General features: G+C 64.1%; 9 protein-coding genes. 6 read left to right on the top strand and 3 right to left on the bottom strand.

The annotated features are described in order from the left end of the window. Positions 1-6: 6 nt before the first annotated feature. Complete coding sequence (locus R2834_00390; protein ID MEZ4698758.1) at positions 7-543, bottom strand: hypothetical protein; 537 nt, start codon at positions 541-543, stop codon at positions 7-9. A 158-nt stretch (positions 544-701) separates the two neighbouring features. Between R2834_00390 and R2834_00385 the strand changes: the two genes are divergently transcribed. The 5 genes from R2834_00385 (at position 702) to R2834_00365 (ending at position 8637) form a co-directional block, all read left to right on the top strand. Beyond that, positions 702-3194, top strand: coding sequence for a DUF5686 family protein (locus R2834_00385; GenBank protein MEZ4698757.1), 2493 nt, complete (start codon positions 702-704; stop codon positions 3192-3194). A 173-nt stretch (positions 3195-3367) separates the two neighbouring features. Further along, the gene (locus R2834_00380; GenBank protein ID MEZ4698756.1) at positions 3368-5779 is read left to right on the top strand and encodes a DUF5686 family protein; all 2412 of its coding nucleotides are present in this window, start codon (positions 3368-3370) and stop codon (positions 5777-5779) included. Between the two features lie 104 nt (positions 5780-5883). Next, positions 5884-6786 (top strand): DUF1080 domain-containing protein, encoded by a 903-nt coding sequence (locus tag R2834_00375; GenBank protein MEZ4698755.1) that lies wholly within the window; start codon positions 5884-5886, stop codon positions 6784-6786. Between the two features lie 118 nt (positions 6787-6904). Next, a complete protein-coding gene (locus R2834_00370; protein ID MEZ4698754.1) occupies positions 6905-7657 on the top strand; it encodes a ThuA domain-containing protein in 753 nt (250 codons plus the stop codon). 56 nt (positions 7658-7713) lie between these two features. After that, a complete protein-coding gene (locus tag R2834_00365) occupies positions 7714-8637 on the top strand; it encodes a sugar phosphate isomerase/epimerase family protein (GenBank protein MEZ4698753.1) in 924 nt (307 codons plus the stop codon). A gap of 266 nt (positions 8638-8903) precedes the next feature. Here the strand turns inward: R2834_00365 and R2834_00360 are convergent, their stop codons facing one another. After that, entirely contained in the window at positions 8904-10064 is a 1161-nt protein-coding gene (locus R2834_00360; GenBank protein ID MEZ4698752.1) for a PQQ-dependent sugar dehydrogenase, read from the bottom strand. Between the two features lie 133 nt (positions 10065-10197). Then, a complete protein-coding gene (locus tag R2834_00355) occupies positions 10198-11796 on the bottom strand; it encodes an FG-GAP-like repeat-containing protein (protein ID MEZ4698751.1) in 1599 nt (532 codons plus the stop codon). A gap of 567 nt (positions 11797-12363) precedes the next feature. Between R2834_00355 and mutS the strand changes: the two genes are divergently transcribed. Continuing rightward, positions 12364-15039, top strand: coding sequence for a DNA mismatch repair protein MutS (mutS, locus tag R2834_00350; GenBank protein MEZ4698750.1), 2676 nt, complete (start codon positions 12364-12366; stop codon positions 15037-15039). Positions 15040-15053 lie beyond the last annotated feature (14 nt).

The following is a 15053-nucleotide window of genomic DNA, read 5'->3' as shown; positions in this document are numbered from 1 at the left end:
AGGCGTCTATTCCGACGAGGTCCCTTCCGCCAGGAAGGGGTAGAGTTCGTAGACGTCGATGGACTGCCAGGATTGGCCGTCGACAAACACCGGCACATCGTACAGTTCAGCGCAGTAGATGATGCGGTGGCTCAGCGCCGCGAAATCCGTAAAGAGCTGGGGAATCTCGAAGGCGCAAAAATCGGGGCCGGCCATCACCAGGCCGTCACGGGTGATCTCGACGCGCTGGACCTCGGTCCAGTCCAGCGTAATCTTTTTGCGGGTGTAATCGTACGCCTCCACTTTACGATCGGATATCTTCACGCACCAGACGACGCGGCGCAGCAGACGGAGCCGCGAGGTGATCCACCAGAAGGCGACGAACCAGACGACGAGCACCGAAACAATAATGAGCGGGAAGAGCGGTTTATAGTTAAAACCGATCACGATGGTCGCACTGGTGACGACAAAGGCCGCGACAAGAATGCGAACCAGTTTGGTGGCTTGCTTACGGGTGAGCAGTTGCACCCTGTCGTTATCGAAGACCTCGTACCAGTGCGGCATGACTCTGCAGAATGGCGGTGCCGGGAAGTAATCCGTAGATGTACTAAGCAGACTATGAAGCTTTTGAAAAGTTCGGTGAAAAAAGCCGGCTGGCCGACATAAATTTTTCCACCTTCCGGTGCGACGCCGTCGCACCCCGCTCCGAAACGGGACGTCCGATGAGCTTTCGAAAATCCTGCCATATTCTCTTTTTCCTCCTCCCGGTGGCCTTATTCGGGGTGTCCCCGCGGTGTGCCCGGGGGCAGGCGCAGCAGATCGTACGCGGGGTGGTGGTCGATGCCACGACCGGGGAAACGCTGCCCGCAGCCAGCATCCAGGTAGATGGAACGCTGCGGGGAACGATCAGCAACGCGGAGGGGCAATTCGCTATCGAAGTGGACAGCCTGCCGGCGGAGCTCGTGGCGCGGTTTATCGGGTATGCGCCGGCGAAAGCGCGGGTCGAACAGACGGAAGGCATCCGCCTCGCCCTCAAGCCCATGGTCTATATGCTCGAGGAGGTCGTGGTCTCGGGAGAGGATCCGGCCGTTCGCATCATGCGGGAGGTGATCCGGCGGAAACAGACCTGGCGCGCCGCGCTCGACACCTATCAGGCGGATGCCTATAACCGCTTCACGATGCAAAACGATACGGGCATCGTCTCGATCATGGAATCGGCGACCCGGGCGTTCTGGAGCCGGGAGCAGGGGATGCGGGAGGTGGTGCTCGCGAACCGGCGTACCAACAACCTGGATGTCGATCAGTACCTGCCGGCGGCCCGGTTCATGGCCAATTTTTACGATGACAACATCGACATCGCCGGCTACAATTTTGTCGGCGTCACCCATCCGGACGCGCTCAAGCACTACGACTTCACGCTCACCGGCACCTGGCGGCAGGGCGAAGATACGGTGTTCGATATCAAGGTCGAACCGAAGAACCGGTTCAAGACGGCATTCGTCGGCCGCCTCTCGGTGCTCGACGGCGCCTTCGCCATGCTCGACGTCGCTCTCGTGCCCAATGAGTCCTTTCTGTTTCCGCCGCCCATCCAGGAGTTCCGGATCGCCTACGAGCAGCAGTTTGCGGATTTCGATGGGGCCTTCTGGCTGCCGGTGGACTTGCGCGCGCGGATGTCGATTGAGATATCCCTCATGCGGTTGCTCTCGTTCCCGGCCATCGAGATCAACCAGGTGACGCGGCTGACCAACTACGCCACCAATGTGCCGCTGCCCGATTCGCTGTACGAGAAGAAGGATGAGATGGTGGTCGATTCGGCGTCCGTCCAGTCCGCCAACCTCGTCGACCTCGGCGTCGTGAAGGTGACGGCCGACACGGGCGGTTCGGACAACGTCCCCGCAGACACCACCGCGCTCGACACCTGGATCGTCCCCCTGACGCGCGCCGAAGCCGCCGCCTACGAATCGATCGACAGCACGATGACCATGGAAAAGGCGTTCAAGCCTACGGGCGCCATGGCGCGGTTTGTCGATATGGACGACGACGAGGACGAAGGGAAGGACGCCGGCACCGGACGAAAGGGTCTCGGGATCGCGTTCACGCCGGCCCTGCACTACAACCGCGTCGAGGAGCTCTACGGCGGCCTGAAGGCCTCGCGCACCTGGGGCAGTGTGTTCACGCTGCGAGGCGGCGCGGGCTACGCGACCGGGCCGGACAAGGGACTGCTGAGCTATAACGCCGGCATCGGCCTGGCCAAGGGGCGCGCCGGCATCGATGTCGACGTTGCGAAGGGCGTCGCCTCCGTCCAGGGCGGGGCGCCCCTGGCGCTGACGGCGAACGGGCTGATCATGCTGATGGGGGGCTACGATTATTACGACTACTATTTGAGCGAGGGGATCGACATCGCAGCCCACGTGCGGCCTACGCGCCGGCGGCTCCTGCTGACGGCCGGGCTTACTTCCAAAGCGATCGAAAGCCTGCCGACGGTGACCGACTACAACCTCTTCGGCAACGATCGCATACAGCCCCCCAATCCCGGCGTCGTCGCTGTGGATGACGACCCCGCCGGCCGGCGGACCGGAGGCAACCGGTCTTCGCTCTGGGCATCGGTGAAATACGGCGATACCGATCAGACCTTCGGCGTCACCGGCCGGCGATTCGTCGAACTCGGCGCCGAATGGAGCCAGGAGGGCTTCCTGGATAGCGGTATCGGTTTCACGCGGTACTGGCTCGATGCCGAATGGCAGATTCCGACACTCTTCCAGCGGCGCATCCTCTCGAATCAGCTCCACCTGCGGACCGTCGCCTTCGCCACCGCCGGCGATGCGCCGCTCTGGTCTTTCGGTTCGCTCGACTCGCGCATGGGCGTCGTCTCGCCCTACGGGCGGTTCAAGACCTTGCCGGGCCGGCCCTACACCGCGCAGGCCGGCCTTGCGCTATTATGGGAGCATAACTTCCGGACGTTCTTCTTCGAGATGCTGGGCTGGCACCGCGTCGCGCAGAAGGGCTACGGCGTCATCGTCTTCGGAGGCCATGGAAAAACATGGGATCCGGACGGACGTGCCGCGCAGGCCTACGGCCCGATGTATGGGGCCAACCAGATTCACGAAGTAGGCGTCTCCCTCAGCGGTCTTTTTTCACTCTTCAGGCTCGACGCCGCGTTCCGGATCGACAAGCCGGGCTTCACCGTCGGTCTCGGCGCCGCGAGGTTGTTTTGAATAAATATGATTGTCATCCCGACCAAGCCCGCGCGTCAGCAGCGGGCGCGCGGAGGGACCTCCCACCGAATGGCGCCAGATTGATCGACGTGGCCCGCGCGTCAGCAGCGGGCGCGCGGAGGGACCTCCCACCGAATGGCGCCAGGTTGATCGACGTGGCCCGCGCGTCAGCGATGCGAAGCGCTCGGCGCCGGCTCCTGGCTCTGTGCATCCTGCTTCTGTGCGTCTCGCCTGCGCAAGCGCAGCGCCTGGTAACGGGCACGGTGCGCGACGCCTCGAACGGGGAGCCGCTGCCGTCAGCGACCCTCTTCCTGCAGGCCGGCGGCCTCGGCACGATCGCCAATGCCGTTGGTTACTTCGAGATCCAGGTCCCCGTCATGCCGGCTGTCCTCGAGGTCCGGCATATCGGTTACGAGACGCGCCGCATCCCGATCGACGCCGCGACGCCGGCGGCGCTGGAGATCGATCTCGAGCCTGTCGCCTACCTGCTCGGCGAACTGGCCGTGACGGATGAGGACCCGGCCTACAACATCATGCGCAAGGTCATCGCGCGAAAGGCCGAGCAGCGGGCCCGGATGAATAGCTACAGCGCCGAGGCCTACACCCGGTTCATGCTCTACAGCGAGAACCGGCTCGTGCAGATGGAGGAACAGATCGCCAGCCATTTCTGGCGGAGGGGGGATGTCCGTCAACTGGTGCTCGCCCGGCGCAGTAAGCCGGCGGCCAGCTCCACGTTCCGCTTCGCCTCGGTCCAGTACGTCCCGAATTTTTACGACGATACGATCGAGATCGCCGGCTTCCGCCTCGTGGGCCCGACGCATCCCGACGCGCTGGAGGTCTACACCTTCACCCTGGGCGGCTACCGGATGCAGGATGGGAAAACGGTGTACGACATCTACATGGCCCCGAAGAATCGCCTGCAGACCGCCTTCGTGGGCTATGTCGCGGTACTCGATGAGGACTACGCCATCCTCGAGGCGGTCCTCCGGCCCGACCCCGAACTGGTGCTGCCGGAGCCGATCAAGACCTGGGATGCGCTCTACGAACAGCATTTTGCGCCGTTCATGGATTCGGTCTGGCTGCCGCTCGATTTTCAGGCGAGAGGCCGCGTAACCTTCGGCCGCGCCGGCGTCCAGTACCCGGCGGCGAGCTTCACGCAGGTGAGCCGGCTGTCGTTTCACGCCGTCAACGCACCCGTTCCGGATTCCCTCTTCGCCCGTTCGGAACGCCTCGCCGTCCTTCCCTACGCCGATCGGCAGGATCACCTGTTTCGCTGGAATCCCGGCCTCGTGCCCATGACGCCGAAGGAGCTGGAAGAGGTCGTCGCCCTGGATCCCCGCATGACGCTGGGGCGCGCGTTCCGGCCGATGGGCCTGCTCGCTCAGTATGCGGCCCTGCCCGTCGTCGAAGAGCCGCCGGCCGCGGAGCAGGAAGACGAAACCCTCGGCTCGATGCTTCTTGGGCGTTTTTATGAGGGCGTGGAGCTGGGGTACAACCGGGTCGACGGGTTCTTTCTGGGGCTCAAACGGGAGGTGCGTCTGGCGCCCCGGCTCCGGCTGGCTGCGGACGCCGGCTATGCATTGACGCTGAAAGAGCCGGCCTATGGCGCGGCGCTCACCTACCGCGTCGGGAGCACGCGCAAGACGATCCTGCCCGGGGCCGGCTACCTCAAGGCCGGCTTCGACCGCCGCCGCGCCCCGGCTGTCGCCAGCCAGGCCTACCCGTCCTTCTTCAACGCGTTGACGACCTATGTCGGATGGGAGGACTATGCCGATTACTACGACCGGCGCGCCTACTTCGGCGAAGGGGGCGTGACATCGCATGCGTTGCGGACGACGCTCTACGGCCGGATCAGTCGGGAAGACCATGCTTCGGTCGAACGGACCCGCGACAACAAGGGCTGGTTCTTCGGCGATGTCCAGCGCGACAACCCGGCCATTGTGGAGGGCGCGTTTACCATGGGCACCCTCGGACTCCTCGTCGGCGCGCCGGCGAAGCCTTCGCTGGTGCCGTCGGCGACCGGCGTTCGGGTCGAGATCGCCCATCCGCTGGAGGCGCCGGCCGAGGTGGATTTCACGCGCTACAGCCTGACGGCCAATCTGGCCATCAAAACCCTGTATCCGCGCCGCCGCTGGCCGAATACGCTCCACGTTCGGATGCTCGCGCAGACCATACGGGGCGATGCGCTGTCCCAGTTCGCCGGGATGCTCGAAACGGCGCAGCGGCCGTTTGCCGGCTTCGGTGCCTTCAAGACCCTCGACGGCCTGCCAGTCTCGGCGCGCAGCGTGGCCGGCGTCTACTGGGAGCACGATTTTTCTACCGCCGTCTTCGAGTGGCTCGGGGCATGGGGACTGGTGCGGCTCGGGATCGGCTTGAGCGTACATGGGGCGTACGGAAAGCTCTGGGGGGATCGCTTCGGGGCCGAACCGTACCGGCTCGCCGATCCCGGCTATCTGGCCGGCGTGCAGCGCGAAGCGGGCGTCTCGCTCACGCATCTGTTCAACTATCCTATCCGGATCGACCTCACGCGCAGCGGGACCACGGGGCGGTTTGCGTTCGGCGTCGGCTTTGTCAAACGCTATTGAGCCCCGATTGCGCTTCGAGCGCCGCATGCGTTTCTTGAGAGGTCCCGTCCTATCCGGACCGAGCCGCCTGGCTCGCCGCGCCGCCTCAGCCCGATGACCTGCTTATGAACGCGATACCGGTATCGACGCCACGCCCGTTCGCCCTCGCCCTCTGTTGCGCGCTGCTCGCCGGCTGCGCCAGCGCCCCTGAAATCGGGCCCGGCTCCTGGGAGCCGCTGCTGGACGACGATTTGACGCAGTGGGAGATGTATCTCGGCTACAAACTGCCGGCCGGCTACGACGGCGCCGTGCCGACCGGCCCCGACGGCGAGGCGCTCGCCCCCGTCGGCTACAACAACAATGTCAATCAGGTCTACTCCGTCTCGATGGCCACCGGCGACCCGGTGCTCCGGATCAGCGGCGAATACTACGGGACGCTGTTTACGAAACGTTCGTACGAAAATTACCACCTGACGCTGGAAGTCCGATGGGGGGAGCTCACATGGGATCCCCGCAAGGCGTTGTTGCGGGATACCGGCATCCTGTACCATTCGATCGGTGAAAACGGGATCGACTATTTCCGGGCCTGGAAGCGATCGCAGGAGTTCCAGATCATGGAGGGGCATATGGGTGACTACTGGAGCATCGCTGGCACCGCCGCCGACGTACGGGCCTACCTGCCGGAGCGATCGATGAATGCCGTGGCCAGCACGCGCCGGCCCTTCATCCCGATTGCCGAGGATTCCCCGGCGGGCGGTTTTTGCATGCGCAGCGCCGATTTCGAGAGCGACTACGGCGAGTGGACCCGGCTCGACCTGATTGCGTTCGGCGACAAGAGTCTGCATCTGGTCAACGGGGAGGTGGTGATGGTGCTCCGAAACTCCCGGTATACAGAGCAGGGCGAGACCCATCCCCTGATCGGGGGCCAGATCCAGCTGCAGAGCGAAGCCGCCGAGGTGTTCTACAGGGATATCCGGATTCGATCTCTCGACGCCCTGCCCGAAGCCTACGCGCCCTGGTTCGAGTGACGGCTGCGTGTGTAGGATCGCCTCTTGCGAAGCTCGGGGGAACCCCCTATGTTGTCGGAAGCGGTTTTTCGGTCATTCCTACCCCGGCCGGCCGCTCTTTGCGAAACGAGGTTCACCCATGCGCACGCCTTCCGGGTACTTGTATTCCGTTATTGTATTGATCGTGTTCTGTTCGATGGCCTCGCCGGCCGTGGGGCAGGAAAAACGTGTACTCGCGATCCTGGGCGACGCCTGGCATCGCGTGGCGCCGCTCGATCGGGTCCTGATTGAGCCGTTGCGCAAGGAGGGCTGGAAGGCCGTCGTCATCATGGACTACCAGGTGCCCTGGGATGACTTCGACCAGTACGATCTGATCGTCATGAGCCGTGAGGGGCGGGAGTATGTCCAGTACTACCGCGATCGGGACACCAGGCCACGGGCCGGCGAGCGCGCGTACTGGCTCACGCCCGAGCAGGAGCTCAAATTTGTCGATTACGTGGAACAGGGCGGCCGGCTGTTTCTCTACCACGATGGCTTCGGGAATTACGAATGCGGCCGCGGCGTTTCACGCGTGGCCCGCTCGTGTTTCATCAGTCATCCGGCCATCATCGAAAACACCGTGTCGCCCACTGGCATCATGCCCGAGTTGGCCGAAGGCATAACACCGTTTGTCGTCGCCGACGAAGAGTATCTGGTCAACATGGACGAAAGCCAGACCCACGTTTTCCTGGAAAGTCATTCGGAGCAAAACGGACGGTCTCCGCAGGCCTGGGCACATACCTTCGGCGAAGGGAGGGTGGGCGTGCTCATCCCCGGGCACAATATCGAAACGCAGAATCACCCCATGATTACCCGTGCCATCCAGAACATCACGGAATGGCTGCTCGAATAGGGCCGACGGGCCGACTCGTTCCAACAACCCCAACCATCAGGATCAAGAGGAAGTTCATGAAAACGCTCAACCGCAGACAATTTCTCGGCACGGGCGCGGCGGGCGTGATCGCCGCCGGCGCCGCCGTTACGTCAGCCCCGGCCCGCGTTGCCGAGGCCGCCAAACCGACTCCGCCGTTTAACCGCCCCATCTGCTTCCAGTCGTACGGCATGCGCCGCGAGATCGAAGCCGATTTCCAGGGCACGCTGCGCAGCGTCAAGGCGCTGGGATACGACGGCGTCGAGATGTGCTCGCCGCTGAGCTACGACAAGGCCGGCTTCGGTAAGCTGACGCCGCTCAAACCCGAAGAGATCAAACGCCAGATCGAAGATACCGGGCTGTTTTGCAAGTCCGCCCACTTTCAGTGGCGGGAAGTGCTGGAGAAAGACCCCGCTGAGACGGCGGATTATGCCGCGCGGATGGGGTTGCAGGACATCGTCATGTCAGGGTCGGGCATCAGCGATCCCGGGACGGAAGATGAGTTCAAACGCTGGGGCGAGAAGTGCAACAAGGCCGGCGCCATCATCAAGAAAGCCGGCCTGCGGCTGGGCTACCACAACCACCAGGTAGGCCCCATGATCGGCCGCACGCCGCAATTCGAAATCATCATGGATGCGCTGGACCCCGACATGGTGGTCATGCAGTTCCAGCTGGCGTCCATCACCGGCGGATTCGACGTGGTGTATTACATGGAGAAATACGCCGGCCGGTACTTCGCCATGCACATGCACGATTACGATCCGAAGATGCGCACAAACCGTCCGGGCCGTATCGGCAGCATCGTCCCGCTCGGCGACGGCATGATCGAGTGGCCCGAGCTGTTGCGTGCGGCCATGAAGAGCCCCATGGCGGATCACGGCTATATCGTTGAACTCGAGACCGAGGAACCACTCGAGGGGCTGCGCCGGAGCATCAAATTCCTCAAACAGGTCGAAGTCTGATCGCCGAATAGCCCCGGGCGCCATCGAGGCGCAGGATACCGCAGCGGGATGCGTGGTGCCACGAAATTGGCCACCGCGCATCCCGCCTGGTTTTTCAGGTCGGTCTAAAAAGTCGTTCAGGCTGGACCGTTGCCTGCTAGATTCAGGATTCAGAGCTTGCTTGATTCAGGATACAGCTATTTCTGAAGCCTTTTCAGACAGCGCATGGTATCCTGCATCCAGCATCCCGAATCCCCGCATCGCTTCCATCACGCGCAGCACGTGACTTAGTCGGTCACGGGCTCGAGCCGGACGATGGCCGTCGGAGCGCCCCCGCGGTCTTCGATCGCGAGATAGATGAGGCCGTCCGGACCTTGCCGCACATCCCGGATGCGTCCGCGTCCGAAATGCAGCGTTTCTTCCGTCTGGATGTCATTGCCATCCACCGTGAGCCGCGCCAGCTGTTCGCCCGACAGGCCGCCGGCGAAGAGGTTGCCGCGCCAGTCCGGGAAGCGATCGCCGGTATAGACCGCCAGCCCGGAAGCGCCGATCGAGGGCACCCACACGTGCGCGGGCTGCTCCATGCCTTCGCGGTGGGTACCGCTGTGGATGGCGGCGCCCGTCCGGTAATTGACCCCGAAGCCGACCACGGGCCAGCCGTAGTTCTTGCCGGCCTGGATGAGGTTCACTTCATCGCCGCCCTGCGGGCCGTGCTCCGTCAGCCACAGCGTTCCGGTATCGGCCTGAAGGGCCAGCCCCTGGGGATTGCGATGCCCGTAGCTCCAGATCTCGGGCCGGGCGCCGGGCTGGTTCACGAACGGATTGTCCGCCGGCACGCGGCCGTCGTCATGAAGGCGAATGACGGTGCCGTGCAGATTGGAAAGGTCCTGGGCGGGATGTGCCTCCAGATCGCCGGAAGGCGGGACCTGCCGGTCGCCCAGGGTCGCGAAGAGATAGCCGTTTCCGTCGAAAACGATGCGCGAGCCGTAATGGCCGTTGCCGCGGGTGTCCGCAACGAGGAGGTCTTCTACGTCGACCAGCCGGTCGTTTTCGAGCCGGCCGCGCGCGATGGCGGTCGTTGCGCCCGGCTCACCCGTCAGGGGTTTGGAATAGGAGAGATAAATCAGGCGGTTGCTGGCGAACTGCGGATGGGGAACGACATCGAGCAGGCCGCCCTGGCCCTCGGCCAGGACTTCGGGCACGCCCGATACCGGCTCCGAGAGCAGGTTGCCGTCGCGCACGATGCGCAGCCGGCCGGGGCGCTCCGTCACGAGCATGTCGCCGCCGGGGAGGAAGGCGATGGACCAGGGGGTGATCAGGCCGTCGGCCACCGTGACGACCCGGTAATCGTGATACGCGGAACGGAGGACCGGCGCCTGGCCGGCCGCTGGCAGCGTCGCGCTCGCGAGGAATCCGAACACGAAGAGGGCAAGGGAGAATCGTCTCATGGTAGACTGTTTTTTCTGGATGGATGGGATCGATGAAGCATCTGGATAGACTACACGCCACGCCCAAATATATAAACAGCCGGCCGCGTACACCGCGGCCGGCTGTTTTTGGCCTTGCGTAGATCCCGGCTCGTTACTTGAGCAAGGTAACGATGCGAGACGATTCGAAGCGTTCGCCCACCGCGCGGATGAGGTACTTGCCGCTGGCCCAGTCGCCGCCGTCCATCTGGAACTGGTAGGGCTGTTCGGCCTCCAGGTTGCCGCTGTGGAGCAGGGAGACCATGCGGCCCTGCATGTCATAGACGGCGACCGTGACGTTCTGCGTCTGGGCGACGGTCAGGGTGAAGGTCGCCTGCGGGTTGAACGGGTTCGGGAATACGTCGCCCATGTGGAACGAGCCGCTGATCGCGACGCTTACTTCGCGCGTGGTGCTGAAGCTGAACGCGCCGTCGAAGTCGACCTGGCGCAGGCGGAACGCCTGGCGGCCGGGAACGGCGCGGCTCGTCGTGAAGGAGTAGGAGCGGGCCTCCGTGCTCGTGCCGGCGCCGTCGACCCAGCCGACCACCTCGAAGCGGCGGCCGACGCGCTGCTGGATTTCAAAGCCGGCGTTGTTCGTTTCGCTGGCCGTCGTCCAGGTAAGCGTCACTTCGTTGCCGTTGGAGACGGCGCTGAAGCTGGTCAGTTCGACCGGCAGGGGATCGGCGTTTTCGTAGTAGTAGTAGTCGCCCATCGTGTTGCCGCTGGCCATGTCAACGCCCGTCGCGTTGTCGAGGTCGGCAAAGGCCGGCGCGCTCTTGTCGCCGGCGTCGAAGCCGTCGAACGGATTGCCGGCGCCAACGACGGCCGAGAAGCTCGGCGTGTTGGCGTCGCCCGTGTTCTCGAAGTAGAAGAAGCCGCCCAGATCCTCGCCCACGACGAGGTCGAGGTCGTTGTCGTTGTCGATGTCGACCAACGCCGGTTTGGAGTGGTCGCCCACGTCGATCCCGTCAAACGGGTTGGCGGCGAGGGTCAGTTCGACGAACACCGGAGCGCCGGCCGTGCCCTGATTTTCGTAGTAGACGATCGTGCCGTCGATGTCGCCGCTGGCGAGGTCGTAGTCGCCGTCGCCGTCGAGGTCGCCCAGCGTCGGCGTGCTGCGGCTGCCGTTGTCTTCCCCGTTGAGCGGGTTCGAGCCGGCGATGGCCCAGGTCGGCGTGTTGGCGTCGCCGCTGTTTTCGATCAGCGCGAAGGTGCCGTCTTCCTGGCCCACGATGATATCGAGGTCGCCGTCATTGTCGATGTCGACGAGCGCCGGCGCGTTCTTCGTGCCGAAGGTGACGCCGTTGAGCGGGCTGGCCACGCCGGAGAGCTGGGTGAAGCTCGGGTTTGCGTTGTCGCCCGTGTTTTCGAGCACGACGAATCCACCGAATTCCTCGCCGCTGACCACGTCAAAGTCGCCATCGCCGTCGATATCGCCGAAGCTCGGGGTGCTGAACGTTTCCGTCAGACCGCTGGGCAGCGGGTTGGCGCCGTCGCCGGCCGCGATTTCCGTGTAGGCCGGGGCCGAGAAGAGCAGCGTAGCGCTCGTCGGTACCGTTTTGTGGAGCCGACCGTACCGGGTGAGGTCGATCGGGCCGTCGCCAGGCCCCGCAACGGCGGTGGCGGCAACGAAAAAGCCCAGCGCGAGCAGCGAAACGAACGCGTTCAGGCTGCGGCGAAGGGCCGAAAATGATTGTGGTAGACGATTGGTCATCATTAGTGTCCTGGAGAGGTTACAGGTTTTTTGCTTTTTTGGCTAACTGGCGAATCTGGAGGCGTGAAACGAGAAGCGCTTCTCCACATTCACTATCGAGATCTGCGTCAGGCTGCTAGTTACAAATAGAAAAAACTGTGCCACGGTAGCTTTGGCGAATTAAGCATGCGCTTACTCGCCATGTGGGCCCATGGAAAACCCGTACAACCTTCTTGTGATCTCGCGTACAGGTCTCGAAGTTAAACACACAGTGAAACACAGCAGCGGGGCGGAAGGAAAATCTGGCGTCGCCGGCGGAAAAATGTGCCGCGCGGTGCGTCGTTGAGGAGCGCGCCTGATCGCCCTGGGGGCCGCGAGGCCGGCGGCCCTTCCTGGCGCTTCCCGCGCGGGGCGGCAGCGGGCGTCGGCCGCAAAACATACACCAGCATGAAAAACACGCACAACGCGCGACGGTGAAGCTGCCGGTTTCGTATTTTGCCTCCCGCCGCGATCCCGGTCTCACCCGCCGGGTTCACCGCGTGGCGCAAGCGATGTGCCGGCACCTATTGCGTACCCCGACCCTGGCCTATGGCATCCTCTACGTCGAAAAAATCTTCCGCCGAAGGGACAATGACGCCGCTCATGCGGCAGTACTACAAGATCAAGGAGCGGCATGCGGATGCCATCCTGCTGTTCCGCATGGGCGACTTCTACGAGACGTTCGAATCGGATGCCGAGACCGTCAGTCAGGTGCTGGGCATCACGCTCACCAAGCGGTCCAATGGAAAGGCGAGCGAGGTGCCGCTGGCCGGTTTTCCGCATCATGCGCTGGATAATTACCTCCCCAAGCTCGTCCAGGCCGGCTACCGGGTCGCCGTGTGCGAGCAGCTCGAAGATCCCAAGTTCGCCCGCAAGATCGTCAAGCGCGACGTCGTCGAGGTCGTCACGCCCGGGGTATCCTTCCACGAGCAACTGCTCCACCCCAAACAGGCCAACTACCTCGCCGCTGTGCACTGGGGCACGCGGCGCGTCAAGGACGACACGGCCGGTGTGGCCTATCTCGATGCCACAACCGGCGAGTTTGCGCTGACCGAGGTGCCGGCATCCGGCCTGCTCGAGTACCTCCACATGATTTCGCCCGCCGAGGTGCTCATCGACAAGCGCCGCCAGGACGACATCCGCTGGCTTCGGGCGCGCGACTATCTCGTCACCCCGCAGGAAGACTGGTGCTTCGGGTACGACTTCGGGCTCGAGACGCTGCTTCGCCACTTCAAGACCCATTCGCTGAAGGGCTTCGGCGTCGAGTCGTTCGAGCTGGGCATCGTGGCGGCCGGCGCGGCGCTCTACTACCTGAACGAGACGCAGAAGGGCCGGCTTCCGCACATATCGCGGCTGATCCATCATGCCAGCGACGCCTACATGGCGCTCGACGTACAGACGAAGCGCAACCTGGAGCTGGTCTCTTCGATGCAGCATGGCCGGCAGGAGGGCAGCCTGGTTCAGATCCTCGACCAGACCGTCACGCCGATCGGGGCCCGCCGGCTTCGCCGCTGGCTGCTCCAGCCGCTGCGGAAGGTGGAGGCGATTCAACACCGCCTGCATGCGGTACGCACCCTCGTGGAGGCGTCGCGCCTCCGGGAGCAGCTGCGCGCCGGGCTGCGGCCAATCGGGGATCTGGAACGCCTCGGCGCCCGCCTTGCCACCGGCAGGGCCACGCCGCGCGACATGGTGGCCGTGCGCGCCGCGCTGGAGATCGTGCCGGTCCTGCAGCAGCTGCTGGCCGGCGAAACCGATCCCGGCATCGCCGAGCTGGCCGGAAAACTCGATCCCTGCCCCGAGGTGGCCACGCTCATCCGGGAAGCCATCGTGGATGAACCGCCGGCGACGCTGGCCGACGGTGGCGTGTTCCGGCCTGGCTACAACGCGGAGCTGGACGAACTGCGCGCCCTGACGCGCTCCGGGAAGGACTGGGTGGCCCGGATGCAGAAAGAGGAGTCCGTACGCACCGGGATCCCGTCGCTCAAGGTCGGCTTCAACAAGGTGTTCGGGTACTATATCGAAATCACCCACGCGCACCGGGACAAGGTGCCCGACGACTACATCCGGAAGCAGACCCTCGTGAATGCCGAGCGGTATATCACGCCGGCGCTCAAGGAATACGAAGAGAAGATCCTGACGTCGGAAGAACGGATGCTTTCGATCGAATCCAGTCTGTACCACGACCTGCGCCAGCGCGTCGCGGAGTTCGTGCCGGTCTTCCAGCGCAACGCCGATAGCCTGTCGCAGCTGGATTGTCTGGCATCGTTTGCGGAAACGGCGGTGAAGAACCGCTACGTCATGCCCGAGATCGATGCGTCTCGCCGGCTCGACATCGAGGAGGGGCGGCACCCGGTGGTCGAACGCCTGCTGCCGGCGGGGCAGCCCTTCATCGCCAACAGCGTGGCGCTCGATCCGGAAACGCATCAGATCCTGATCATTACCGGACCGAACATGGCGGGCAAAAGCGTCATCCTCCGGCAGGTCGGGCTCATCGTCCTCCTGGCCCAGGTGGGATGCTTCGTGCCGGCCCGGCGTGCCCGCATCGGCGTCGTCGACCGCATCTTCACGCGGGTAGGGGCTTCGGACAACCTCGCCTCGGGGGAGAGCACGTTCCTCGTCGAAATGAACGAGGCGGCGAATATCCTCAACAATGCGTCGCCGGCATCGCTGATTCTGCTGGACGAGCTGGGGCGGGGGACCAGCACCTTCGACGGCCTTTCCATCGCCTGGTCGCTGGTCGAATTCCTCCATCAAAACGACGCCGTCGCCGCGCGAACGTTATTCGCCACCCACTACCACGAACTCAACGAACTGGCGGGGCGGTACGACCGCATCGTGAACATGCGCGTGCAGGTCAAGGAGCATGACGGTAAGGTCATCTTCCTCCACAAGCTGATTCCGGGCGGGGCGGACCATTCCTACGGGATCGAGGTGGCGCGGATGGCCGGCCTGCCGGACGCCGTCATCCGGAGGGCGCAGGAGATCCTTCAGCAGCTGGAAAGCCAGCGGTTGGAAGTGGGGGCGGGAGATGGGAGCGTCGCCGGCCCGCCGGCCATCAAGGCAATCGCCCCGCAGGCCGACGATCGGCTTCAGCTCTCGCTGTTCGAGATGCAGGATCCGCAGGCGCAGCGCGTCGCGGATGCCGTTCGCCGGATGGATCCCGACCGGCTCACGCCCGTCGAAGCGCTGCTCAAGCTGGTCGAACTGAAGCAGCTGCTGTCCTGAGCGCGTGGGCTCTG

Source organism: Rhodothermales bacterium, from assembly GCA_041391505.1.
Lineage (GTDB): Bacteria > Bacteroidota > Rhodothermia > Rhodothermales > JAHQVL01 > JAWKNW01.
This window is presented reverse-complemented; position numbering and strand designations above follow the sequence as displayed.

Excerpts from the sequence above, each read along its gene's own strand:
- R2834_00390 (MEZ4698758.1), bottom strand. The coding sequence starts at position 543 with ATGCCGCACTGGTACGAGGTCTTCGATAACGACAGGGTGCAACTGCTC.
- R2834_00355 (MEZ4698751.1), bottom strand. The coding sequence starts at position 11,796 with ATGACCAATCGTCTACCACAATCATTTTCGGCCCTTCGCCGCAGCCTG.
- mutS (MEZ4698750.1), top strand. The coding sequence starts at position 12,364 with ATGGCATCCTCTACGTCGAAAAAATCTTCCGCCGAAGGGACAATGACG.
- R2834_00360 (MEZ4698752.1), bottom strand. The coding sequence starts at position 10,064 with ATGAGACGATTCTCCCTTGCCCTCTTCGTGTTCGGATTCCTCGCGAGC.
- R2834_00365 (MEZ4698753.1), top strand. The coding sequence starts at position 7,714 with ATGAAAACGCTCAACCGCAGACAATTTCTCGGCACGGGCGCGGCGGGC.
- R2834_00375 (MEZ4698755.1), top strand. The coding sequence starts at position 5,884 with ATGAACGCGATACCGGTATCGACGCCACGCCCGTTCGCCCTCGCCCTC.
- R2834_00380 (MEZ4698756.1), top strand. The coding sequence starts at position 3,368 with ATGCGAAGCGCTCGGCGCCGGCTCCTGGCTCTGTGCATCCTGCTTCTG.
- R2834_00370 (MEZ4698754.1), top strand. The coding sequence starts at position 6,905 with ATGCGCACGCCTTCCGGGTACTTGTATTCCGTTATTGTATTGATCGTG.
- R2834_00385 (MEZ4698757.1), top strand. The coding sequence starts at position 702 with ATGAGCTTTCGAAAATCCTGCCATATTCTCTTTTTCCTCCTCCCGGTG.